Below are 22452 nucleotides of genomic sequence, written 5' to 3' on the forward strand. Positions count from 1 at the left end.
CGTCGCTAGGGGCGTTCAGCGGTGTCGGCGAGCCAGTCCTCGATCCGCTGTGCCAGCCAGGCCGGACGTTGCAGCGGTATGCCGTGGCCGCATCCGTCCACGACCTGGAGCGTGCTCTGTGGGAGGGCCGCGTCGAGTGCGGCGGCAGAGCGTTTCATGAGTGCTTTCTCCGCGGCGCCGACCAGGATCAACGCGTCGCCGGGAAAGGCTCCCCACGCCGTGGGGGGAACGAACCGGAGATTCTCTTCGACGGAGCGCAGGAGGGTCTCTCGGGATATGCCTGCGGAGGTCCGGATGTACTCGGGGAGGAGTTCATCGGGGATGTACAGCTGACGCGCTTGCAGCTTCGCGAACCACCTCTGCCGCGCGAGCCACGACAGGGCGCCGAGCATCGCGAGCGTCGCGGCGGTGCCTCGCATCGGCGTGGCCTGCGCGCTGATGACGACCACGCGGTCCACGAGGTCGGGCCGTTCCGCGGCGAGTCGGACGGCCAGTTGTGCGCCGAGCGAGAACCCGACGACCGTCGCAGAACCTCCTTCCTCCTCGAGGAGTTGCGCGAGTGCGGCGGTGGTCTCTGCGTGCGACACATACGGATCGGCCGCATTGCGACCATGGCCCGGGAGGTCCGGAACGAGGAGGCGATGCTCCGCGGTGAGGTGGGAACGCAGCGGATCCCACATCCATCCGGCCACGCCCCCGCCGTGGAGGAGCAGCACTGGGCCGTCGTGGGCCGGAGCGGAGGATTCCCGTTGCATCATCGCTCCGTTTCGAAGGTCGCGGCCATCCGGCCGATGGTGTCGATCGTGTCCTCCAGCACGGACCGATCGAGCGGGCCGAGCAGACGCGCCGCAGAGAGGAGCCCGATCGTCGTGCTCGACAGGGCCAGGGCGAGCGAGCGGGGATCGACGTCGGCGATGATGAGGTGGCGATCCTGCAGTTCCCGGAACCACTCGACCACTCGGTGATGGCGTGTCCGGTAGCGGTCGTCGGTCACCTCCATCACGTGGGAGCCGAGCACGCCCCGGTCATCCAGGAAGGCCGCAGTCATCAGCGGATCATCCAGCAGTGCTCGCGCAGTCGCCCGGCAGGCATCGCCGAGACGAGGGTGGTCTCCCAGTTCGCGGCGGACGCGATCGGCCATGCGCCTGTTCCCTCGCAGGAGCAGGGCATCGAGGACATCACGTTTGCCGGCGAACTCCAGATACACGGCGCCCTTGCCGATGCCTGCGCGTGCGGCGACGGACGCGACACTCATATGGTCGAAGCCCTGAGCGAGCACGAGCTCTTCTGCGGCATCGAGGATGCGTTCTCTCCGGTCAGGGACGCGCGGTCGCGGCATCGTCGCTCCTTCGCAGGTGTTCGATCATCGCGGGGATCACGAGATCGGGCCGGTCGCGCTGGACCCAGTGCCCGGCTTCGGGGACCGTGAGCAGGGCTGCATCCGGCAGCAGCTCAGAGGCCTTCTCGATGCGTGCGAGCGGAACGCCCGAGTCCCGGGTTCCGTGCACGAACAGCGTCGGGGTGCGGATCGACGGCAGCCGTTCCGTGTAGACCGTGCGCAACCGATTCCACTGCACTTGGTCGCGCTGCCACTGACCGAAGGTCGCCAAGCCTGTTCCGTTCGCCGCTTCGACGGCCACGGCGTCCACGAGTTCCGGTGTGCGCGCACGCGGATCGCGGACCAGGTCGCGCAGACCGCGCTCCATCGCCGAGGCGTTGCGCGCGTACGAGCGGGTCATCGCAGCCAGCAGGCCCGAGCGCAGGAGGAGGAAGGAGGCCAGATGGGTCACCCGACCGAGCGGGCCGTCGGCGAGGCGGGGCATCACTCCGTAGCATCCGAGGAGGACAGCGGTGCGCGCCCCGGCGGGGCGGTCGAACAGATGCCCGATCGTCATCCCGCCGCCGAGGGAGAGTCCGGCGATCGCGTAGTCGCTCAGCTCGAGGGCGTCGACGAGTTCGCCGACGTGGCGGACGAGGTTCTCCTGCGTGAGGGTCCACGCGGCGCTCGGGCTCTGTCCGAAGCCGGGATGATCAGGCGCGAAGACGCGGTGTCCGGCGTCGGCGAGGGCGGGGCCGACCTCGCCCCAGGAGAGAGCGGCACTGTCGGCACCTCCACCGTGCAACAGCAGCACGGGCGGCCCGGACTCCGTCGACGGCCGCCACTCCAGCGCGGAGACCGTGGCGTGGGGAAGGTCGATCCGCCGTCGTCGAGCGTGCATGGCTTCCTCTCGTTGTGACCAGTATAGGCGGAATGGTCACAACGGAGCCGTGGTGATGTAGCGGGGCGCGGTGACGCTAGGACGACGTGTCCGCTGCTACGGCCTCCTGCGCGGCCCGCAGCTCCGCCGTCGCAATCCGCACGTCGACCTCGGCCCGCTGCAGACGCCGCTGAGGGAAGGTGGTCGCGGCATAACGTGCGTGCACGCGGTCCGAGGCCTCTTCCTCGGCCGTGACGATGTACGCGCAGGCGAACAGCATCACCTGCGCGGAGAAGTTCAACCAGATGAGCAGCGCGAGCAGCGTGGCGAAGGAGGCGAGGAGCGGGTTGCTCGTCGCGCCGCCCACGAACAGGCCGGACAGCTCCTGCAGGACCAGGAGGCCGAAGGCGCCGAGCAGCGCGCCGGGCCACAGGGAGCGCGCGGCCGGGCGCACTCCCGAGAGCACGCGGAAGACGCCGATGATGAGTGCGGTGTCGAGAGCGAACACGACCAGGAGTGAGAGCAGACGCACGCCCCACGTCACCGCAGGGGAATCGGACGGGAGGCCCAGGATGTCGGCGATCCACGTCACGCCGAGCTGACCGACGAACGTGAGTCCTGCCGAGACGACGAACGCCAGACCGATGCCGAGCGCGAGAGCGAGATTGCGCAGGATGACCCAGATCCACAGGATGTCGTCCTGCAGGGTGCCGGCGAGGACCCGCACCGCCGTGCGCAACGAGCCGATGGCGCTCAGCGCGGCGCCCACCAGGGCGATCAGGGAGATGATGCCGGCGATGGAGAAGGATGCGGGCGCCCGGAGGGCGTCCGGATCGATCACCCCTTCCTCTCCGATCAGTCCCGGCACGGCCGCCTCGACGGCATCGATGATCGCCTGCAACGCTGCCGGATTCCCCGCGAGCCAGAGCGCGGCGATCGAGAAGCCGAGCAGTACGCCGGCGAAGACGCTGAACAACGCGCGGTAGGTGACGCTGTCGGCGAGCATCGGCCCGCGTCGCTCGCTGTACAGCAATGCCGCGCGCACCGGGCGCCGTGCCAGAGCCCACGCGATGAGCGGGCCCGTGATGCGCGCGACCAGTCCGGGGCGCGCGGGGGAGTCTGTCGGTGTTTCGGTGTTCGCCACGTCCCCACCCTAGGAGCCGTGAACTGCTCATCACAGGGGGCTTGACGTCGAGCGTCACTCTGACCAGGGTGGCGGGGCCGGTGCCCTAGAATCGGGACAACCTCGATGTGCGCCCGCTCGCCCGAGATCCTTCCCACGATTGGTGATCAGTGCTTCCCCCTGCCGATTCGCTCGCTCCGGAATGGCTCGTCGTCCCCGACGACGCGAACGATCTCGCCGACGGCGTCTGGCCCGAGTCCGCCGTGCGCGACGACGACGGCGCGCTCCTCATCGCCGGCGTCAGCGCCCCCTCGCTCACCCGTACCTACGGCTCGCCGCTGCTGGTCCTGGACGAGGATGAGGTGCGGGGTCGTGCCCGACGGTTCCGTGTCGCGTTCGATCGTGCAGCGGCCGAGCACGGGACGACGGCGCAGGTCTACTACGCAGGCAAGGCGTTCCTGTGCACGACCGTGGCGCGCTGGGTTGTCGACGAGGGGCTCCGCATCGACGTCTGCACCGGAGGGGAGCTCGCGGTCGCGCTCGCTGCCGGTGTCGCCCCGGCGTCCCTCGGTTTCCACGGCAACAACAAGTCGGTCGCCGAGCTGGAGCGTGCGGTCGAGGTCGGAGTCGGCACGATCATCGTGGACAGCGCGATCGAGATCGAGCGGCTCGCGGCCATCACCGCCCGCACCGGCGCCACGCAACGGGTACTGGTGCGTGTGATCAGCGGTGTGCACGCCGAGACGCACGACTTCCTCGCCACGGCCCACGAGGATCAGAAGTTCGGCTTCCCGCTGCCGGACGCCGAGCACGCCGTCGCCCGGATCCGGGAGATTCCCGGGCTGGTGTTCGCGGGCCTGCACTGTCACATCGGCTCACAGATCTTCGGCGTCGCAGGATTCCGCGAGTCGGCGTCGCGCGTGCTCGACCTGCATGCCACCCTGCTCCAGGACGGCCCGGTGCCGCAGCTCAACCTCGGCGGCGGCTTCGGCATCGCCTACACGCGCGTGGACGACCCGACGCCGATCGAGGACCTCGCCGGTGAGATCGTCGACGCGGTGGCGGAGGGGTGTGCCGCGCGCGGAATCCCGATGCCTGCCCTGTCGTTCGAGCCGGGCCGCGCGATCGTCGGTACCGCCGGCGTCACCATCTACGAGGTCGGCACCACCAAGGACGTGACGGTGGAGTCGGGTGCCGTGCGCCGCTACGTCAGCGTCGATGGCGGAATGAGTGACAACGCGCGCCCCGCTCTGTACGGAGCGCAGTTCTCTGCACGCCTTGCTTCGCGCGTCGGTGCGGGCGAGCCCCGCCTCAGCCGGGTCGTGGGCAAGCACTGCGAATCGGGCGACATCGTGGTCGATCACGAGTATCTGCCCGACGATCTCGTGCCCGGAGACCTCTTGGCGGTACCGGCGACCGGCGCGTACTGCGTGTCGCTGGCCAGCAACTACAACCACGTTCCGCGTCCGCCGGTCGTCGCCGTGCGCGAAGGCCGGTCGACGGTCATCGTCCGTGGCGAGACCCTCGTCGATGTGCTGGCCCGTGACATGGGCATCGACGGGGCGCCGGCCGCCGATCGAGACAAATGACCCACCTCCGAAGGAGTAACCATGACTGACTACCGACGACTTCGTGTGGCACTGCTGGGTGCGGGAGCGGTCGGCTCCCAGGTCGCGGCGCTCCTGCTGCGCCACGGTGACGAGCTGGCCGACCGCGCGGGTGCCGAACTGGAACTCGCCGGCATCGCAGTGCGCGATGTGAACGCGCCCCGCGACGTCGATCTCCCCGCGGAGCTCTTCACCACCGATGCGGAATCGCTGGTCCTCGGCGCGGACATCGTGATCGAACTCATCGGCGGCATCGAGCCGGCCCGCAGCACCATCCTGCAGGCGATCGGCGCCGGTGCGGACGTGGTCACGGCCAACAAGGCGCTGCTGGCGACCCACGGCCCCGAGCTGTTCGAAGCGGCCGACCGCGTCGGTGCCTCCGTGTACTACGAAGCCGCGGCCGCGGGTGCGATCCCGATCATCCGCCCCCTGCGCGACTCGCTGGCGGGTGACCGAGTGGTGCGCATCATGGGCATCGTCAACGGCACCACGAACTACATCCTCGATCGGATGGACAGCGAGGGCGCGGACTTCGCCGATGTGCTCGCCGACGCGCAGCGCCTCGGGTACGCCGAGGCCGACCCGACCGCCGATGTCGAGGGCTATGACGCCGCGCAGAAGGCCGCGATCCTCGCGAGCCTCGCCTTCCACACCGCGGTGCCGCTCGATGCCGTGTACCGCGAGGGGATCACGTCGATCACCCCGTCGATGATCGAGGAGGCGCGCGCAGCGGGCTTCGTGATCAAGCTGCTCGCCGTGTGCGAGCGGATCGAGGCGAACGGTGCCGAGTCGATCTCGGTGCGCGTGTACCCGGCGCTTGTCCCGAACTCCCACCCCCTCGCTTCGGTGCACGGTGCCAACAACGCCGTGTTCGTCGAGGCGGAGGCCGCCGGATCCCTGATGTTCTACGGTGCGGGTGCCGGTGGCGTCCAGACCGCGTCCGCCGTGCTCGGAGACGTGGTCTCGGCGGCCCGTCGCCACATCGCCGGCGGCGTCGGCGTGGGCGAATCGACCCGCGCCAATCTTCCGGTCGTCCCGATCGGACACGTCACCACGCGCTACCAGATCACGCTCGAGGTCTCGGATGCGCCCGGAGTGCTCGCCACGGTCGCGGGCATCCTCAGCGACGGAGGAGTCTCCGTCGCGACCGTCGTACAGACCGTCGACGGCGAGGACGAGCCGACCGCACGGTTGATCATCGGAACCCACCGTGCGACCGAGCAGGCACTCAGCGCCACCGTCGACGCCCTCGCCGACAGCGCCGTCGTGGCGCGGGTCGTGTCGGTGCTCCGCGTGGAAGGCGAGTGACGGTGGCGACAGCGCTGCCCCCGGTCGACGGGGTATCCGTCGAGGGGCGCACCGTCGAGGTGCGGGTCCCCGCGACCAGTGCGAACCTCGGTCCAGGATTCGACACGCTCGGCCTGGCCCTCAGCATCTACGACACGCTCCAGGTCACCGCGCTGCCGGCCGGTGAACTCGACATCGAGGTCACCGGTTCCGGTGCGGCCGAGATTCCGCGCGACGCCTCGAACCTCATCGTCCGGACGATCGCCTATGTCTTCGCGGACGCGGGCCGACCGGTGCCCGGACTGCGCATCGTCGCCGAGAACGGCGTGCCGCACGGCCGTGGTCTCGGATCCTCCGGGGCTGCCGTCGCCGCGGGGGTGCTCGCGGCGAAGGGGCTCCTCGCGGGCGATGTCGAGATCGGGGACACCGATCTGCTGCGCTTGGCCACCGAGATCGAGGGCCACCCCGACAACGTCGCCCCTGCGCTCTTCGGCGGATTGACGATCGCCTGGATGGGAGAGCACGGCCCGCAGCACAAGAAGCTGCTCGTGCACCGCGGTGTCTCGCCGCTCGTCCTCGTCCCGGCCTACACGATGTCCACCTCGCAGGCGCGATCGCTGCAGCCGCCCCATGTGTCCACAGCGGATGCGGTGTTCAACGTCTCCCGCTCGGCGCTGTTGATCGCCGCCCTCATGCAGAGCCCGGAACTGCTCCTCGATGCGACCGCCGATCGGCTCCATCAGGACTACCGGGCCGGGGCCATGCCGGAGACCCAGCGACTCGTGCAGGCGCTGCGCAAGGCGGGCTTCGCGGCGGTCGTCTCCGGTGCCGGGCCGAGCGTTCTCGTCCTCGCGGACGGACCGGGGAGTCGTCAAGACGCGGTGGAGCTGGCCGACCAGGTCACCGACACCCCGTGGGAGGCGCTCCTGCTCGCAGTCGACGTTCGTGGTGGTACAGTGGGGACTCGAGCGGAGGGCTCCACGTAACGACGTGAATCTGGCCCCATTGCAACTCTTGCAAGACCCGCACGCAAACCCTTGAGGCACAAGTGCCGAGGCTGGCTGGCGCTGAGCGCCGGCCCGTGCGATCGTGCGCAGCACCCGTTGTGCGCGTTCAACGCTCATTCCCCATGACATATAAGGGAGTACTCGTGGAGAACCTCTCCGAGACCCAGAACGATTCGTCGGCACCGGCCGCGGAAGCTGCTGCAGCGACCACCGAGACGGCGCCGGCGCGCAAGCGCGCACCGCGTCGTGCGAGCACCGCCACGACCGCGGAGAAGGCCGAGAAGGCCGAGAACGCGGAAAAGGTCGAGAGCGCCGAGAAGCCCGCGAAGCCGAAGACGACGAAGGCGAAGACGACGAAGGCGGCTGCCGCCACGACGAGCGAGCCCGCATCTGCGGAGGCGTCCGCCGAGTCGCCCGAGGCGGCGCCGAAGGCGAAGACACCGCGTCGGAGCCGCGCGAAGAAGGCGGACGCCGAGGCTCCCGCCGCGGATGCCGCTTCCTCGGACGCTCCGGCTGCAGACGCCGCCCCGGCCGAAGCCGCTGCGGAATCCGCACCGAAGTCGACGGGACGCGGTCGCCGCGGTGCGCAGAAGTCGACGCCCGACGCCGACGCCCCCGCGCCGGTGAAGGACACGGCAGCAGACGCCGCTCCCGCCGACGCGCCTCAGAACGGCGACTCCGGCTCCGACTCCGACAGTGGTGAGGAGCAGGGCGGGCGTGGTCGCAACCGCAACCGCAGCCGCAACCGAGGACGCGGGCAGAACAGCTCCGGGCAGGACCAGCAGGCGCAGCCGGCTGGGGATGACGAGCAGTCCGGCGGCAGCAACCGCAACCGCCAGCGCAACAAGCGCCGCAACGGTGCTCCGACCGATGAGTTCGACACGGAGATCGGCGAGGACGATGTCCTGATCCCGATCGCCGGCATACTCGACGTCCTCGACAACTACGCGTTCGTCCGCACGACCGGCTACCTCGCCGGACCGAGCGACGTCTACGTTTCGCTCGGACAGGTCAAGAAGTACAACCTGCGCAAGGGTGACGCCGTCGTCGGCTCGATCAAGCAGCCGCGCGAAGGCGAGCAGCAGGGCCGTCAGAAGTACAACGCGCTGGTCAAGGTCGACTCCATCAACGGTCTCTCGATCGACGACGCCGCCACGCGTGTGGAGTTCGGCAAGCTCACTCCGCTCTACCCGCAGGAGCGCCTGCGTCTGGAGACGGCTCCCGAGAAGCTGACCCAGCGCATCATCGACCTGGTCGCCCCGGTAGGCAAGGGACAGCGCGGCCTCATCGTCGCTCCGCCCAAGGCCGGCAAGACGATCGTGCTGCAGCAGATCGCGAACGCGATCGCGCAGAACAACCCTGAGGTCCACCTCATGGTCGTGCTCGTGGACGAGCGCCCCGAAGAGGTCACCGACATGGAGCGCTCGGTCAAGGGCGAGGTCATCGCCTCCACGTTCGACCGCCCCGCCGAAGACCACACCACCGTGGCGGAGCTCGCGATCGAGCGTGCGAAGCGTCTGGTCGAGCTCGGCCGCGACGTCGTCGTGCTGCTCGACTCCATCACGCGCCTCGGCCGTGCCTACAACCTGGCGGCTCCGGCCTCGGGTCGTGTGCTCACCGGTGGTGTCGACGCCTCCGCGCTCTACCCGCCCAAGCGCTTCTTCGGAGCCGCGCGCAACATCGAGAACGGTGGATCCCTCACGATCCTCGCCACCGCCCTGGTCGAGACCGGGTCGAAGATGGACGAGGTCATCTTCGAGGAGTTCAAGGGCACCGGCAACAGCGAGCTGCGCCTGTCGCGTGCGCTCGCGGACAAGCGCATCTTCCCGGCGGTCGACGTGAACGCGTCGAGCACCCGTCGCGAGGAAATGCTGCTGTCGGCCGACGAGGTCAAGATCACGTGGAAGCTGCGTCGCGCCCTCGCCGGCCTCGACCAGCAGCAGGCCCTCGAGGTCGTCCTCGGCAAGCTCAAGGAGACCAACTCGAACGTCGAGTTCCTCGTGCAGATGCAGAAGTCGATCCCCACGCTCCCCTCGGGCGCGCACGGGCACGACAACAACATCCGCTGAGCGGCCGAGCCGTGTTCGAGTCCGTCCAGACTCTGATCGACGAGCACCGCCGGGTTCAGGAGGAGCTCTCCGACCCGGCGGTGCACGCCGACGCCGCCCGCGCGAAGCGTGTGAACCGTCGCTATGCCGAGTTGTCGCGCATCGTCGCCGCCTACGAGGCATGGGTCGCGGCGACCGATGATCTGGAGACGGCTCGCGAGTTCGCCCGGGAAGACGAGTCCATCGCGGCGGAGATCCCCGCGATGGAGGAGGAGGTGCAGGAGTCCCAGGAACGTCTGCGTCGTCTGCTCATCCCGCGTGACCCGGACGATGCGCGTGACGTGATCATGGAGATCAAGGCCGGTGAAGGCGGTGCGGAGTCCGCACTGTTCGCAGCCGACCTGCTGCGCATGTACATCCAGTACGCCGCCTCCAAAGGCTGGAAGACGGAGCTCCTGGAGCGCAACGAGTCCGACCTGGGCGGCTACAAGGACGTGCAGGTCGCGATCAAGGGCTCCTCGTCCGACCCCGCGCAGGGCGTCTGGGCGCATCTCAAGTACGAGGGGGGCGTGCATCGCGTGCAGCGTGTGCCGGCCACCGAGTCGCAGGGACGCATCCATACCTCCACGACGGGTGTGCTGGTCTTTCCCGAGGTGGATGAGCCGGAGGAGATCCACATCGATCAGAACGATCTCAAGATCGATGTCTTCCGCTCGTCCGGCCCCGGCGGGCAGTCGGTGAACACGACGGATTCCGCCGTGCGCATCACCCACGTCCCCACGGGCATCGTCGTGTCGATGCAGAACGAGAAGTCGCAGTTGCAGAACCGCGAGGCCGGAATGCGCGTGCTTCGCGCCCGACTGCTCGCGAGGCAGCAGGAGGAGCTCGACGCGGCGGCGTCCGACGCGCGCCGTTCGCAGATCCGCGGGATGGACCGCTCCGAGCGCATCCGCACGTACAACTTCCCGGAGAATCGGATCGCGGACCACCGCACCGGCTTCAAGGCCTACAACCTCGATCAGGTGATGGACGGCGCGCTGGACCCGCTGATCGAGAGCGCGATCACCGCGGATGAGGAAGCGCGGCTCGCCGCACTCGGCGCCGAATCCTGAGGCGCGAAGCCACGCTGAGCGCTAGGCTCGGGCCGTGATCACACTCCTGTTCCGCGGTCTGATGTACGTGATATCGGCCGGCCTCGGCCTGATCGTCGCCGACCTCGCTCTCGAAGGGTTCCAGATCGAATGGGACAAGTGGTGGGGCTTCGTCATCTGCATCCTGATCTTCGCGATCCTGCAGAGCGTCCTGGCACCGTGGGTCGGCAAGATGGCGAATCGCTACGCGCCCGTGCTCATGGGCGGCATCGGCATCTTCTCGACCCTGATCTCGCTGATCATCGTGGTGCTGCTTCCCATCGGCGGACTCCGCATCACCGATCTCACCGGCTGGCTTCTCGGATCGGTGATCGTGTGGTTGATCACCGCGCTGGGCAGCGTCCTGCTGCCGCTGATCTTCCTGCGCAAGAAGGTCGAGTCCGTCAAGGGCGCACGACGCTGAGTCGTGCAGCGACGCCCGACGCTCAGATCGCGTAGTCCGGAGCGGTGAGCAGCGCGCGGGTGTCCTCACCGGCGCTGCGCTGTCGTGGTTTCGCGGGAACGCCGACCAACACGCTGTCGGCGGGCGCATCGCGCGTGACCACGGCGTTCGCGCCAATCACGGAGGCGGCCCCGATCGTCACGGGGCCGAGGATCTTCGCGCCGGCGCCCACGGCCACGCCGTCCTCGAGGGTCGGATGGCGTTTCCCTGCGGTGCGAGTGCGTCCGCCGAGGGTGACGCCGTGATACAGCATCACGTCGTCACCGATCTCGCTGGTCTCGCCGATGACCACGCCCATGCCGTGGTCGATGAAGAAGCGGCGCCCGATCTTCGCGCCCGGGTGGATCTCTATCCCGGTCATCCAGCGTGACAGCTGCGACCCGGCGCGCGCGAGCAGTCGGAGTCGCCGTCGCCAGAGCGCGTGCGAGACGCGGTGCGCCCAGATCGCGTGGAGTCCCGGGTACAGGAGTGCCACCTCGACGGCGCTGCGTGCGGCCGGATCACGGAGACGGGCTGCCGCGATGTCTTCGCGCATTCGCCCGATGATGCCCATCGGAGATCTCAGTCTTCGCGCAGGTCCTCGAACAGCGCGGTGGAGAGGTAGCGCTCACCGGTGTCCGGGATCACCACGACGATCGTCTTGCCCGCGTTCTCGGCGCGGGCCGCCACCTTCAGCGCCGCGGACACGGCGGCCCCGGAGGACATGCCCACGAGCAGACCCTCCGTGGCGGCGAGGTCGCGGGCGACGCGGAGGGACTCGTCGAATTCGGCGGTGATGATCTCGTCGATCACGTCGCGGTCGAGCACGTCCGGGACGAAGTTCGGACCGATGCCCTGGATCTTGTGCGGGCCGGGGTGTCCTTCGCTGAGGACGGGGGAGTCCTTGGGTTCGACGGCGATGACCTGCACACCGGGCTTCGCGGCCTTGAGGGCCTGGCCGGTGCCGGTGACGGTTCCGCCGGTTCCGACCCCGGCGACGAAGATGTCGATCGCGCCGTCGGTGTCGCGGAGGATCTCCTGCGCCGTGGTCTCGCGGTGGATCTGCGGGTTGGCCGGGTTCTCGAACTGACGGATCCAGATAGCGCCCGGCGTCTCGGCCACGATGCGCTTCGTCTCCTCGATCGCACCGCTCATGCCCTTGGTGGGGTCCGTGAGCACGATCTCGGCGCCGAACGCCTTGAGCAGGACCCGGCGCTCCTTCGACATGGAGGCCGGCATCGTGAGGATGACGCGGTATCCGCGTGCTGCTCCGACCATCGCGAGGGCGATGCCCGTGTTGCCACTGGTCGACTCGACGATCGTGCCACCCGGCTTCAGCTCGCCCGAGGCTTCGGCGGCGTTGATCATCGCGATGCCGATGCGGTCCTTCACGCTGGACGCGGGGTTGTAGTATTCGAGCTTGGCGAGCACGGTGGCTCCCAGGCCTTCGGTCACGCGGTTCAGACGAACGAGCGGCGTGTTGCCGAACGCGGTCGTGATGTCGGAGTGGATGCCGGGCATGAGGAGCCTTCCTGTGCGGGATCGCTGCCGGACCAGCCTAGGGGAGAGGGGAGTGGACGGCGCCTATGTGACAGGCGCGTGCACTCTACGCTGGAAGGCATGTCCGACACCTCTCTGGCGGCGCACGTCCGTGCCGCAGCCCAGCGCCTGACCGACGCCGGCGTCCCGGATCCTCTGGTCGACGCCGAACTGCTCGCAGGTCATGTCCTCGGCCGTCGACGTGGCGAGGTGCAGGCCGGCATCGTCCGCGGAGACGGCCTCGACGACGAGCGGGCGGCGGCGCTGGATGCTCTGGTGACCCGCCGTGCCGCACGCGAGCCGTTGCAGCACATCACGGGCTCGGCGCCCTTCCGCCACCTCGAACTGGCCGTCGGCCCCGGTGTCTTCGTGCCGCGTCCGGAGACGGAGACCGTCGTGCAGTACGCGATCGATGCGCTGCTGAACTCCCCGGAGTCGGCACCGATCGGCGTCGACCTCGGGACCGGGAGCGGCGCGATCGCGCTGGCGATGGCGACCGAGGTGCCGCATGCGCGGATCTTCGCTGCGGAGCTCTCCGAGGATGCGCACGAGTGGGCACGGCGCAACGTCGCGGGAGTCGAGAATCTGACGCTCGTGCTCTCCGATCTGAGAGAGGCCTTCCCCGAGTTGGACGGCACGGCGACGGTCGTGATCTCGAATCCGCCGTACGTTCCCGATGAGGCGATCCCGCGCGACCCCGAGGTGCGGCTCTTCGATCCCGCGCTGGCGCTCTACGGGGGACAGGACGGCCTCGACGTGGTGCGGGCGCTCAGCTCCCGCGCGCTGCGTCTGCTGCATCCCGGGGGACTTCTGGTCATCGAGCACGGAGAGCTGCAGGGGGAGTCGATCCGCGACATCCTGGCTGCGGACGGATGGCGGGCGACGGCGACGCATCGCGATCTCACCCTGCGCGACCGCACCACCACGGCGCTCAGGCCCTGATCAGCAGCCTCCGAGCATCCGACATACCCGCGCCGCATAGAATCGAACCGTCATGTCCACCATCTTCGACTGCCGCGACGAATCGCAGCTGCTCGCCGGCATGCGCCATGCGCGCCAGGCGATCGGCCGTGGCGACCTCATCGTGATGCCCACCGATACCGTCTACGGCGTCGCTGCCGACGCCTTCTCACCGGCCGCCGTGCAGCGGCTCCTCGATGCGAAGGGGAGGGGACGCGATCAGCCGCCGCCCGTTCTCATCGGCACGAAGGAGACGCTCGCCGCCCTCGCCGAGTCCGTGCCGGAACCGGTCGAGCGGCTGGTGGAGGCGTTCTGGCCCGGTGGGCTCACGATCGTGCTCCCCGCACAGCCCTCGCTGGTGTGGGACCTCGGCGAGACCCAGGGGACCGTCGCCGTCCGCATGCCGGAAGGCCGCGTGGCGTTGGAGCTCCTGGCCGAGACCGGACCGCTCGCGGTGTCCAGCGCGAACCTCACCGGACGGGCGGCGGCGATCTCGGCGCTCGATGCGGAGAAGATGCTGGGTGACAGTGTCGCCGTGTACCTCGCCGATGGACTGAGCAAGGACGGCATCGCCTCCACGATCGTCGATGCCACCTCCCTCGTGCGCCGGGGTGGGGATGCAGATGCCGGAACGGTGCGCATCCTCCGCGACGGTGCGGTGACGCGTGAACAGCTGCACGACGTGCTGGGTGACCTCCTCGAGCCGGAGGAGCAGCACGAGGGGCACGAGCACGCGGAGGAGCAGCAGGACGCGGATTCGTGAAGCAGTATCTCGCCACGGTCATCCTCACGGCAGCGATCACCTTCGCGCTGACCTGGGCGGTCTGGCGACTGAGCCTTCGCTTCAAGCTGTATCCCGGCATCCGTGAGCGTGATGTGCACACCACGCCCACGCCACGACTCGGCGGTGTGGCGATCTTCCTCGGCATCGCGGCCGCTTTCGGGTTCTCCGCCATCAACCCGTTCTTCCAGAGCATCTGGATCCCGCCGCAGACGATGTGGTCGATCCTCGGCGCTTCGCTGCTGATCGCGATCATCGGGGTCGTGGACGACCTCTGGGACATCGACTGGATGATCAAGCTCGGTGCGCAGTTCCTGGCCGCCGGCCTCATCACGGTCGGCGGGGGGCTGCAGATCCTGTCCCTGCCCTTCGGCGATCTCATCGTGGTCTCGAGCTGGCTGAGCATCACGATCACGATGTTCGCGATCGTCATCGTCATGAACGCGGTGAACTTCATCGATGGGCTCGACGGTCTCGTCGCGGGCGTGTGCCTCATCTCCAACGGTGTCTTCTTCGCCTACTCGTACATCTTCACGCGTGACTCCGGCGCCTCCAGCTACTTCAATCTGTCGACCTTCCTCGCCGCCGTGCTGATCGGTGCCTGCCTGGGCTTCCTCCCGCTGAACTGGAGCCCGGCGAAGCTCTTCATGGGCGACTCCGGCGCTCTGGTGATCGGGCTGCTGATGGCGACCTCGGCGATCGCCATCACCGGGCAGATGGACCCGTCCGCCTTGGACCCCGAGCGTCTCGGACGTTCGCAGCTCGTCGGTGCCTTCCTGCCGATCCTGCTGCCCCTGCTCGTCGTCCTGCTGCCGCTGCTCGACTTCGGTCTCGCGGTGCTCCGTCGCATGAGTGCGGGGCGTTCGCCGTTCTCGCCCGATCGCAAGCACCTGCATCACCGGATGCTCGACCTCGGGCACCGGGACCGCGACGCAGTCCTCATCTTCTACGCGTGGACGGCCGTCATCTCGATCGCCGTCCTCCTGATGTACGTCGGTGCGCGGGAGGACTGGCCGGGACAGTACCTCCCGGGCGTCGGCTTCGGCATCGTGGGCATCGCCGCCTGCCTCGTCGTCACCCTGAGCCCCACCCGCCGCAGGAAGAACCCCGCGGCCGCCGAAACCGACCCGACACCCGTGGAGTCCTGATGAGCCCGAGCCCCGTTTCCAGCACGCCGATCCTCCGGCGCACACTCATCGCATCGGGCGTGGCCACCGCCGTGCTCGCGATCATCGCCGGTGGCGTCGGCTACCTCGTGGCCCAGGGGGAGGGGCTGGTCAGTGGGCTGCTGGGCGTGCTGCTCGCCGCACTCTTCCTGGCCATCACCGGGATCAGCATCCTCATCGCCAACCGCTGGTACGGCGATCCGATCTACGTGCAGCTCTTCTTCGCCATCGTCCTCGGGGGGTGGCTGCTGAAGCTGGGTCTGTTCGTGGTGGCGATGATCCTTCTCGCGGGGCAGCCGTGGCTGCACCCGATGGTCTTCTTCCTCTCGATCGTCGCCGGCGTGCTGATGTCGCTCGCGATCGACGTCATCGTCCTCACCCGCATGCGGTTGCCGAACGTAAGCGATATATCGCTTCCGACGGAGGTGCCGGAGGACCGTGCCCCCGGAAGGGCCAACGACATCGGAGAAGGGCCCGTCGACGAGGCCCCGCGGTCTTAGGGTCCCCTCAGATTCTGATACTGTTGAACCGTGCCCGCCGCTCGCCCGCGAGCGCTTGCGCTGTGTAGCACACCGACCATCGTCGCCCCGGTTTAGACCGGTGCCCCGAAGCTGGAGCCCGCGCTGTTTAATCTTGCTGCGACCCTGACCCCCCGACTTGCCTCCGACGGTGAGTTCCACGGCCCTTCGATCGACGATTTCTTCCCGGAGATCCTCTTCCACGTCGGCCCCGTCCCCGTGAACCGGATCCACCTGGTCCAGTTGCTCGCGGTGATCGCCGTGGTGCTGATCCTCTGGCTCGGAACCCGCCGCATGAAGGTCGTCCCCGGACGCTTCCAGAGCCTGGTGGAGATGGGCCTCGGCTTCGTCCGCACCAACGTCGCCCACGACATGCTCGGGCGCAAGGACGGCGATCGGTTCCTGCCGATCCTCACCACGATCTTCTTCATGGTGCTGTTCATGAACATCACGGGAATCATCCCGTTCCTGAACATGCCGGGCACCGCGATCATCGCGGTTCCGCTCACGCTCGCGGTGGTCAGCTATGTGACCTTCATCTACGCCGGCATCAAGCGCCACGGTTTCAAGTTCTTCAAGAACTCCCTGTTCCCGCAGGGTGTGCCGGTCGCCGCCATGCCGATCGTCGCGGTCATCGAACTCATCTCGACGTTCATCCTCCGCCCCGTCACGCTGACGCTGCGTCTTCTCATGAACCTCGTCGTGGGGCACATGATCCTGGTCCTCGCGTTCTCCGCGACCCAGTTCTTCTTCTTCACCGCAGGCGGCGGCTGGGCCGCGCTCGGTGTCGGAACCCTCGCCTTCGGCGGCGCCTTCACTCTCTTCGAGATTCTGGTCGCCGTCCTCCAGGCATACGTCTTCACCGTCCTCACCGCGGTCTACATCCAGCTCGCGGTCGCAGAAGAGCACTGAGCGGGCAGGCATACGCCTTCCCACCCAACGAAAGGAAAAACCCGTGGACGCTACTACGGTTCTCGCTGAAATCAACGGTCACCTCGGAGCGGTCGGCTACGGCCTCGCAGCCATCGGCCCGGCCATCGGCGTCGGCATCGTCGTCGGCAAGACCATCGAGGGTGTCGCCCGTCAGCCCGAGCTGGCCGGTCGTCTCCAGGTCCTCATGTGGATCGGTATCGCCTTCACCGAGGCGCTTGCGTTCGTCGGCATCGCCGTCGCATTCATCCCCTTCCCGTAATCCTCACCGACTTCTGAAGGAGACAGGATGCTGAACGCTCTTGTCACGAACCTCGCAGCAGAGGGTGAGCCGAACAACCCTCTCATCCCTGCGTGGTACGACATCATCTGGTCGGGCCTCTGGTTCATCGTCATCCTCTTCGTCGTCTGGAAGTTCGCGCTTCCGCGTCTGACGGCGATGCTCGACAAGCGGTCCGCCGCGATCGAGGGAAACATCGCGAAGGCCGACGAGGCTCAGAAGCAGGCTGAAGCTGCGCTCGAGGAGTACACGCGTCAGCTCGCTGAGGCGCGCACCGAGGCCGGCGAGATCCGTGAGGCCGCCCGTGAGGACGGCAAGAAGATCGTCGCCGAGGCGAAGGAAGCTGCGGCTTCCGAGGCCGCTCGCATCACCGCCACCGCGCACACGCAGATCGAGGCCGAGCGGCAGACCGCTCTCGTCTCGCTCCGCAGCGAGGTCGGAACGCTCGCCATCGACCTCGCCGGTGGCGTGGTCGGTGAGACGCTCTCCGACGACGCACGTGCGACGGCCGTCGTCGACCGCTTCCTCGCCGAGCTCGAGTCATCCGAGAAGGCGGCTCAGTAATGGGCAGCGCGACCACTCAGGCACTCGCGGCATCCATCAAGACGCTTGCCGCAGCGAAGGACCTCTCTCTCGACACCGCACGGGAGCTGCTGGCTGCCGCGCGTGCCGTGAGCGAGTCGTCCCAGCTGAGCGGCGCGCTTGCTGACCCTTCCGCTCCCGCCGTGGCACGACAGAACGTCGTCACCGCGGTGTTCGGCGGGTTCTCCGCAGGCGCTCAGGACGTTCTGAAGACCGTCGTCGCTGAGCGCTGGTCGAACGCGGGTGAGCTCGTCGACGGTATCGAGGAGCTCGCGATCCGCGCGGCAGCGATCGCGGAGCCGGGCGTCGACATCGAGGGGGAGCTGTTCGGCTTCTCCCGGGTGATCGCCGCCAACCCCGAGCTCGAGCTCGCTCTGGGCAGCCGCGTCGGAGGAGAAGATGCCAAGAGCGCGCTCATCGAGCGTCTCCTGGCCGAGGGCTCCACGAGCGCCGCCTCGACGCTGATCATCACCTCGTTCGTGCGCGAGCCGCGCGGACGCCGGATCCGGCGACTGCTGAACCGGGCGATGAGCATCGTCTCGAGCCAGCGCGGTCGCGTGGTCGCCACGGTGCACACCGCGGCACCTCTCAGCGATGCGCAGCGCACCCGTCTCAGCGACTCGCTCTCGCGTCGCTATGACGGTCAGGTCTCGCTCAACGTCGTCATCGACCCTGCCGTCGTCGGAGGTCTGCGTGTGCAGATCGCCGATGACGTCATCGACGGCAGCATCTCCGCACGACTCGCCGACCTTCGCCAGAAGCTCGCGGGCTAACACGACTTCGCGCGGGGAACCGCGCACCCAGATACAAAGGGAAGACAATGGCAGAACTATCGATCAGCCCCGACGTCATCCGTGACGCGCTGAAGGACTTCGCCGCCGCATACGAGCCCTCCGGGGCCGGGGCGACCGAGGTCGGCACCGTCATCGACGCCGCAGACGGCATCGCGCACGTCGAGGGACTGCCCGGCGTCATGGCGAACGAGCTCGTCATCTTCGCGGACGGCACCAAGGGTCTCGCGCAGAGCCTCAACGAGCACGAGATCGGTGTCGTCGTCCTCGGCGAGTTCACCGGTGTCGAAGCCGGACAGGAAGTCACCCGCACCGGCGAGGTCCTCTCGGTTCCGGTCGGCGACGGCTACCTGGGTCGTGTGGTCGACCCGCTCGGCAACCCGATCGACGGCCTCGGCGCCATCGAGACCGAGGGCGTCCGCGCTCTCGAGCTCCAGGCCCCGGGCGTCATGCAGCGCAAGTCGGTGCACGAGCCGATGCAGACCGGCATCAAGGCCATCGATGCGATGATCCCCGTCGGTCGTGGTCAGCGTCAGCTCATCATCGGCGACCGCCAGACCGGCAAGACGGCGATCGCGATCGACACGATCATCAACCAGAAGGCCAACTGGGAGTCGGGCGACGTCAGCAAGCAGGTTCGCTGCATCTACGTCGCCATCGGCCAGAAGGGCTCGACCATCGCTTCGGTGAAGGGCGCGCTCGAAGAGGCCGGCGCGCTGGAGTACACCACGATCGTGGCCGCTCCGGCTTCTGACCCCGCAGGCTTCAAGTACCTCGCGCCCTACACCGGTTCGGCCATCGGCCAGCACTGGATGTACGGCGGCAAGCACGTGCTGATCATCTTCGATGACCTGTCCAAGCAGGCCGAGGCCTACCGTGCCGTCTCCCTCCTCCTCCGCCGCCCGCCGGGCCGCGAGGCGTACCCCGGTGACGTGTTCTACCTGCACTCCCGTCTGCTCGAGCGTTGCGCGAAGCTCTCCGACGAGCTCGGTGCCGGTTCCATGACGGGTCTCCCGATCATCGAGACCAAGGCGAACGACGTCTCCGCGTACATCCCCACCAACGTGATCTCCATCACGGACGGCCAGATCTTCCTCCAGTCCGACCTCTTCAACGCCAACCAGCGTCCGGCGGTCGACGTGGGTATCTCGGTCTCGCGAGTCGGTGGTGACGCGCAGGTCAAGTCGATCAAGAAGGTTTCGGGAACGTTGAAGCTGGAGCTCGCGCAGTACCGCTCCCTCGAGGCGTTCGCGATGTTCGCGTCCGACCTCGACGCGGCTTCGCGTCGTCAGCTCTCCCGCGGTGCGCGTCTGACCGAGCTGCTCAAGCAGCCGCAGTACTCGCCGTACCCCGTCGAAGAGCAGGTCGTCTCGATCTGGGCCGGTACCAACGGCAAGCTCGACACGATCGAGGTCGAAGACGTCCTGCGCTTCGAACGCGAACTCCTGGATTACCTGCGTCGCAACACCAAGGTCCTCGACACTCTGCGCGACACGAACGTCCTCGATGACGCCACGGTCGCCGAGCTCGAGAAGCAGACGGATGCCTTCGTCCTGGAATTCCAGGGTGGCAAGGGTCACGCCATCGGCGCCCCCGGTCACGAGGAGTACGCTGCGGCTGAGGCTGAGGACGTCAACCAGGAGAAGATCGTCAAGGGTCGTCGCGCGTAATCGCGTGAGGTACTGACATATGGGCGCTCAACTCAGGGTCTACAAGCAGAAGATCTCTTCTGCTCAGACGACCAAGAAGATCACGAAGGCGATGGAACTCATCGCGGCTTCGCGCATCCAGAAGGCGATGGCACGCGTCAAGGCGTCCACCCCCTTCGCGCGAGCCGTGACGAGGGCCGTATCGGCCGTCGCGACGCACTCGAACGTGGATCACCCGCTGACCCGCGAGTCCGAGAACATCACCCGCTCCGCGGTCGTGATCTTCTCCTCGGACCGCGGTCTCGCCGGAGCCTTCAACTCGCAGATCCTCCGTGAGGGTCTCGAGGTCGCGGAGCTCCTGCGCGAGCAGGGCAAGGAGCCGGTCTTCTACCTCATCGGACGCAAGGCGGTCGGATACTTCCAGTTCCGTCGCCTCGCGGCCGCTGCGGAGTGGACCGGTGACACCGACACCCCGTCGTTCCACACCGCCGAGGAGATCTCCGCCTCGCTGCTCGAAGCCTTCGCCCGCGGGGGACAGGACGGCGGCGTCGACGAGATCCACCTCGTGTACAACCGTTTCGTCAGCATGATGACGCAGTCGCCGGAGTCCGTGCGTCTGCTCCCGCTGGAGATCACGGAAGCCGATGAGTCGGAGGCGGGCAACACCGTTTACCCGCTGTACGAGTTCGAGCCGGATGCCGAGACCGTCCTCGACGCCATCCTGCCGGTGTACATCCAGAGCCGCGTCTTCAACGCACTTCTCCAGTCGTCCGCCGCGAAGCAGGCAGCGACGCAGAAGGCGATGAAGTCGGCCAGCGACAACGCCGACAAGCTCATCACCGACTACACCCGTCTGCGCAACAATGCGCGCCAGGCGGAGATCACGCAGCAGATCGCGGAGATCGTCGGCGGCGCCGACGCCCTCTCGAGCAAATAGACCATCAGGAAAGAGACGAAAATGACCCTCACCGCTCCGGCTGACCAGCCGGCGACCGCGGTCGTCGGGCGCGTCGCACGCGTCAACGGTCCGGTTGTCGACATCGAGTTCCCGCACGACTCGATCCCCGACATCTACAACGCCCTGAAGACGACGATCGAGATGGGCGAAGAGTCCACCGAGATCACGCTCGAGGTCGCTCAGCACCTCGGCGACGACCTCGTCCGCGCCATCGCCCTGAACCCGACCGACGGTATCGTCCGCGGTCAGGAGGTTCGCGACACCGGTGAGGCCATCTCGGTTCCCGTCGGTGACGTGACCAAGGGCAAGGTCTTCAACGTCATCGGCGAGGTGCTGAACCTCGAGCCCGGCGAGACCTTCGAGGTCACCGAGCGCTGGCCCATCCACCGCAAGGCTCCGAACTTCGACCAGCTCGAGTCCAAGACTCAGATGTTCGAGACCGGCATCAAGTCGATCGACCTCCTCACGCCGTATGTGCTCGGTGGAAAGATCGGCCTGTTCGGTGGTGCCGGTGTCGGCAAGACCGTGCTCATCCAGGAGATGATCCAGCGCGTCGCGCAGGACCACGGTGGTGTGTCGGTGTTCGCCGGTGTCGGTGAGCGTACCCGTGAGGGTAACGACCTGATCCACGAGATGGAGGAGGCGGGCGTCTTCGACAAGACCGCCCTCGTCTTCGGCCAGATGGACGAGCCGCCGGGGACGCGTCTGCGCGTCGCGCTGTCGGCTCTGACGATGGCGGAGTACTTCCGTGACGTGCAGAAGCAGGACGTGCTGCTCTTCATCGACAACATCTTCCGCTTCACGCAGGCCGGTTCCGAGGTCTCGACGCTGCTGGGCCGCATGCCCTCGGCCGTGGGTTACCAGCCGAACCTCGCCGATGAGATGGGTGTGCTCCAGGAGCGCATCACCTCGACGCGTGGTCACTCGATCACCTCGCTGCAGGCGATCTACGTGCCGGCCGATGACTACACCGACCCGGCTCCGGCGACCACCTTCGCCCACCTCGACGCCACGACCGAGCTGTCTCGTGAGATCGCCTCGAAGGGTCTGTACCCCGCCATCGACCCGCTGACCTCGACGTCGCGCATCATGGACCCCCGCTACTTGGGCGAGGACCACTACCGCGTCGCGACGACCGTCAAGCAGATCCTCCAGAAGAACAAGGAGCTGCAGGAGATCATCGCGATCCTCGGTGTCGACGAGCTCTCCGAGGAAGACAAGATCGTCGTGTCGCGCGCACGTCGTATCCAGCAGTTCCTCTCGCAGAACACCTACATGGCCAAGAAGTTCACGGGTGTCGAGGGTTCGACCGTCCCGCTCAAGGAGACCATCGAGTCGTTCGATGCGATCACCCGCGGTGACTTCGACCACGTCGCCGAGCAGGCCTTCTTCAACGTCGGTGGTATCTCCGACGTCGAAGAGCAGTGGGCGAAGATCCAGAAGGAGAACGGCTGAC

General features: G+C 67.7%; 23 protein-coding genes. 17 read left to right on the forward strand and 6 right to left on the reverse strand.

The genetic code is table 11. From position 1 onward, the window contains the following. Positions 1-5 precede the first annotated feature (5 nt). The 4 genes from FGL91_RS11910 to FGL91_RS11925 all read right to left on the reverse strand — a co-directional run bounded on the left by FGL91_RS11910 (position 6) and on the right by FGL91_RS11925 (position 3342). Positions 6-758: an alpha/beta fold hydrolase gene (locus FGL91_RS11910; RefSeq protein WP_227991598.1), complete on the reverse strand. Its 753-nt coding sequence runs from the start codon at positions 756-758 to the stop codon at positions 6-8. After that, positions 755-1339, reverse strand: coding sequence for a TetR/AcrR family transcriptional regulator (locus FGL91_RS11915; RefSeq protein ID WP_153243918.1), 585 nt, complete (start codon positions 1337-1339; stop codon positions 755-757). The genes FGL91_RS11910 and FGL91_RS11915 overlap by 4 nt, the downstream gene beginning before the upstream one ends. Further along, entirely contained in the window at positions 1317-2219 is a 903-nt protein-coding gene (locus FGL91_RS11920) for an alpha/beta fold hydrolase (protein WP_131492154.1), read from the reverse strand. The genes FGL91_RS11915 and FGL91_RS11920 overlap by 23 nt, the downstream gene beginning before the upstream one ends. Before the next feature lie 76 nt (positions 2220-2295). Next, the gene (locus FGL91_RS11925) at positions 2296-3342 is read right to left on the reverse strand and encodes a YihY/virulence factor BrkB family protein (protein WP_131492153.1); all 1047 of its coding nucleotides are present in this window, start codon (positions 3340-3342) and stop codon (positions 2296-2298) included. Between the two features lie 149 nt (positions 3343-3491). Between FGL91_RS11925 and lysA the strand changes: the two genes are divergently transcribed. The 6 genes from lysA (at position 3492) to FGL91_RS11955 (ending at position 10824) form a co-directional block, all read left to right on the forward strand. Further along, positions 3492-4910 carry a diaminopimelate decarboxylase gene (lysA, locus tag FGL91_RS11930; RefSeq protein ID WP_131492152.1) on the forward strand — a complete coding sequence of 473 codons (1419 nt, stop codon included), beginning with the start codon at positions 3492-3494 and terminating at the stop codon, positions 4908-4910. 21 nt (positions 4911-4931) lie between these two features. Then, on the forward strand, positions 4932-6236 hold the full coding sequence (locus FGL91_RS11935; protein ID WP_153243919.1) for a homoserine dehydrogenase: 1305 nt from the start codon (positions 4932-4934) through the stop codon (positions 6234-6236). Between the two features lie 2 nt (positions 6237-6238). Beyond that, positions 6239-7201 carry a homoserine kinase gene (gene thrB / locus FGL91_RS11940; RefSeq protein WP_372492640.1) on the forward strand — a complete coding sequence of 321 codons (963 nt, stop codon included), beginning with the start codon at positions 6239-6241 and terminating at the stop codon, positions 7199-7201. Between the two features lie 164 nt (positions 7202-7365). Next, positions 7366-9291: a transcription termination factor Rho gene (gene rho, locus FGL91_RS11945; RefSeq protein ID WP_227991599.1), complete on the forward strand. Its 1926-nt coding sequence runs from the start codon at positions 7366-7368 to the stop codon at positions 9289-9291. Between the two features lie 11 nt (positions 9292-9302). Further along, on the forward strand, positions 9303-10382 hold the full coding sequence (prfA, locus tag FGL91_RS11950; RefSeq protein ID WP_131492149.1) for a peptide chain release factor 1: 1080 nt from the start codon (positions 9303-9305) through the stop codon (positions 10380-10382). Positions 10383-10416: 34 nt separating this feature from the next. Next, positions 10417-10824 carry a phage holin family protein gene (locus tag FGL91_RS11955; protein WP_153243921.1) on the forward strand — a complete coding sequence of 136 codons (408 nt, stop codon included), beginning with the start codon at positions 10417-10419 and terminating at the stop codon, positions 10822-10824. A gap of 22 nt (positions 10825-10846) precedes the next feature. Here the strand turns inward: FGL91_RS11955 and epsC are convergent, their stop codons facing one another. Both epsC and cysK read right to left on the reverse strand, forming a co-directional pair. Continuing rightward, positions 10847-11416, reverse strand: coding sequence for a serine O-acetyltransferase EpsC (epsC, locus tag FGL91_RS11960; RefSeq protein WP_131492147.1), 570 nt, complete (start codon positions 11414-11416; stop codon positions 10847-10849). A gap of 8 nt (positions 11417-11424) precedes the next feature. Then, complete coding sequence (cysK, locus tag FGL91_RS11965; protein ID WP_047520456.1) at positions 11425-12363, reverse strand: cysteine synthase A; 939 nt, start codon at positions 12361-12363, stop codon at positions 11425-11427. Positions 12364-12462: 99 nt separating this feature from the next. Between cysK and prmC the strand changes: the two genes are divergently transcribed. The 11 genes from prmC to atpD all read left to right on the forward strand — a co-directional run bounded on the left by prmC (position 12463) and on the right by atpD (position 22451). Beyond that, positions 12463-13323 carry a peptide chain release factor N(5)-glutamine methyltransferase gene (gene prmC / locus FGL91_RS11970; RefSeq protein WP_153243922.1) on the forward strand — a complete coding sequence of 287 codons (861 nt, stop codon included), beginning with the start codon at positions 12463-12465 and terminating at the stop codon, positions 13321-13323. A 52-nt stretch (positions 13324-13375) separates the two neighbouring features. After that, entirely contained in the window at positions 13376-14104 is a 729-nt protein-coding gene (locus FGL91_RS11975) for an L-threonylcarbamoyladenylate synthase (protein ID WP_047520460.1), read from the forward strand. Beyond that, entirely contained in the window at positions 14101-15270 is a 1170-nt protein-coding gene (locus FGL91_RS11980; RefSeq protein WP_047520461.1) for an MraY family glycosyltransferase, read from the forward strand. The genes FGL91_RS11975 and FGL91_RS11980 overlap by 4 nt, the downstream gene beginning before the upstream one ends. Further along, a complete protein-coding gene (locus FGL91_RS11985; protein ID WP_047520463.1) occupies positions 15270-15788 on the forward strand; it encodes a hypothetical protein in 519 nt (172 codons plus the stop codon). The genes FGL91_RS11980 and FGL91_RS11985 overlap by 1 nt, the downstream gene beginning before the upstream one ends. A gap of 237 nt (positions 15789-16025) precedes the next feature. After that, positions 16026-16718 (forward strand): F0F1 ATP synthase subunit A, encoded by a 693-nt coding sequence (gene atpB, locus FGL91_RS11990; RefSeq protein WP_227991600.1) that lies wholly within the window; start codon positions 16026-16028, stop codon positions 16716-16718. A 43-nt stretch (positions 16719-16761) separates the two neighbouring features. After that, positions 16762-16998: an ATP synthase F0 subunit C gene (gene atpE, locus FGL91_RS11995; protein WP_017830994.1), complete on the forward strand. Its 237-nt coding sequence runs from the start codon at positions 16762-16764 to the stop codon at positions 16996-16998. Positions 16999-17025: 27 nt separating this feature from the next. Continuing rightward, positions 17026-17580: a F0F1 ATP synthase subunit B gene (locus tag FGL91_RS12000; RefSeq protein ID WP_047520467.1), complete on the forward strand. Its 555-nt coding sequence runs from the start codon at positions 17026-17028 to the stop codon at positions 17578-17580. Next, complete coding sequence (locus tag FGL91_RS12005; RefSeq protein WP_131492143.1) at positions 17580-18371, forward strand: F0F1 ATP synthase subunit delta; 792 nt, start codon at positions 17580-17582, stop codon at positions 18369-18371. The genes FGL91_RS12000 and FGL91_RS12005 overlap by 1 nt, the downstream gene beginning before the upstream one ends. Positions 18372-18418: 47 nt before the next feature. Then, positions 18419-20059 carry a F0F1 ATP synthase subunit alpha gene (atpA, locus tag FGL91_RS12010; RefSeq protein ID WP_047520471.1) on the forward strand — a complete coding sequence of 547 codons (1641 nt, stop codon included), beginning with the start codon at positions 18419-18421 and terminating at the stop codon, positions 20057-20059. A gap of 19 nt (positions 20060-20078) precedes the next feature. Continuing rightward, positions 20079-20975: a F0F1 ATP synthase subunit gamma gene (locus FGL91_RS12015; RefSeq protein WP_047520473.1), complete on the forward strand. Its 897-nt coding sequence runs from the start codon at positions 20079-20081 to the stop codon at positions 20973-20975. A 21-nt stretch (positions 20976-20996) separates the two neighbouring features. After that, complete coding sequence (gene atpD / locus FGL91_RS12020) at positions 20997-22451, forward strand: F0F1 ATP synthase subunit beta (RefSeq protein WP_047520474.1); 1455 nt, start codon at positions 20997-20999, stop codon at positions 22449-22451. Position 22452 lies beyond the last annotated feature (1 nt).

The organism is Microbacterium sp. CBA3102 (genome assembly GCF_007954505.1).
GTDB lineage: Bacteria > Actinomycetota > Actinomycetes > Actinomycetales > Microbacteriaceae > Microbacterium > Microbacterium aurugineum.

Excerpts from the sequence above, each read along its gene's own strand:
- prmC (WP_153243922.1), top strand. The coding sequence starts at position 12,463 with ATGTCCGACACCTCTCTGGCGGCGCACGTCCGTGCCGCAGCCCAGCGC.
- FGL91_RS12005 (WP_131492143.1), top strand. The coding sequence starts at position 17,580 with ATGGGCAGCGCGACCACTCAGGCACTCGCGGCATCCATCAAGACGCTT.
- FGL91_RS11915 (WP_153243918.1), bottom strand. The coding sequence starts at position 1,339 with ATGCCGCGACCGCGCGTCCCTGACCGGAGAGAACGCATCCTCGATGCC.
- epsC (WP_131492147.1), bottom strand. The coding sequence starts at position 11,416 with ATGGGCATCATCGGGCGAATGCGCGAAGACATCGCGGCAGCCCGTCTC.
- FGL91_RS11935 (WP_153243919.1), top strand. The coding sequence starts at position 4,932 with ATGACTGACTACCGACGACTTCGTGTGGCACTGCTGGGTGCGGGAGCG.
- atpD (WP_047520474.1), top strand. The coding sequence starts at position 20,997 with ATGACCCTCACCGCTCCGGCTGACCAGCCGGCGACCGCGGTCGTCGGG.
- atpA (WP_047520471.1), top strand. The coding sequence starts at position 18,419 with ATGGCAGAACTATCGATCAGCCCCGACGTCATCCGTGACGCGCTGAAG.
- FGL91_RS11910 (WP_227991598.1), bottom strand. The coding sequence starts at position 758 with ATGATGCAACGGGAATCCTCCGCTCCGGCCCACGACGGCCCAGTGCTG.
- FGL91_RS11920 (WP_131492154.1), bottom strand. The coding sequence starts at position 2,219 with ATGCACGCTCGACGACGGCGGATCGACCTTCCCCACGCCACGGTCTCC.
- FGL91_RS11985 (WP_047520463.1), top strand. The coding sequence starts at position 15,270 with ATGAGCCCGAGCCCCGTTTCCAGCACGCCGATCCTCCGGCGCACACTC.
- FGL91_RS12000 (WP_047520467.1), top strand. The coding sequence starts at position 17,026 with ATGCTGAACGCTCTTGTCACGAACCTCGCAGCAGAGGGTGAGCCGAAC.
- FGL91_RS12015 (WP_047520473.1), top strand. The coding sequence starts at position 20,079 with ATGGGCGCTCAACTCAGGGTCTACAAGCAGAAGATCTCTTCTGCTCAG.
- cysK (WP_047520456.1), bottom strand. The coding sequence starts at position 12,363 with ATGCCCGGCATCCACTCCGACATCACGACCGCGTTCGGCAACACGCCG.
- FGL91_RS11975 (WP_047520460.1), top strand. The coding sequence starts at position 13,376 with ATGTCCACCATCTTCGACTGCCGCGACGAATCGCAGCTGCTCGCCGGC.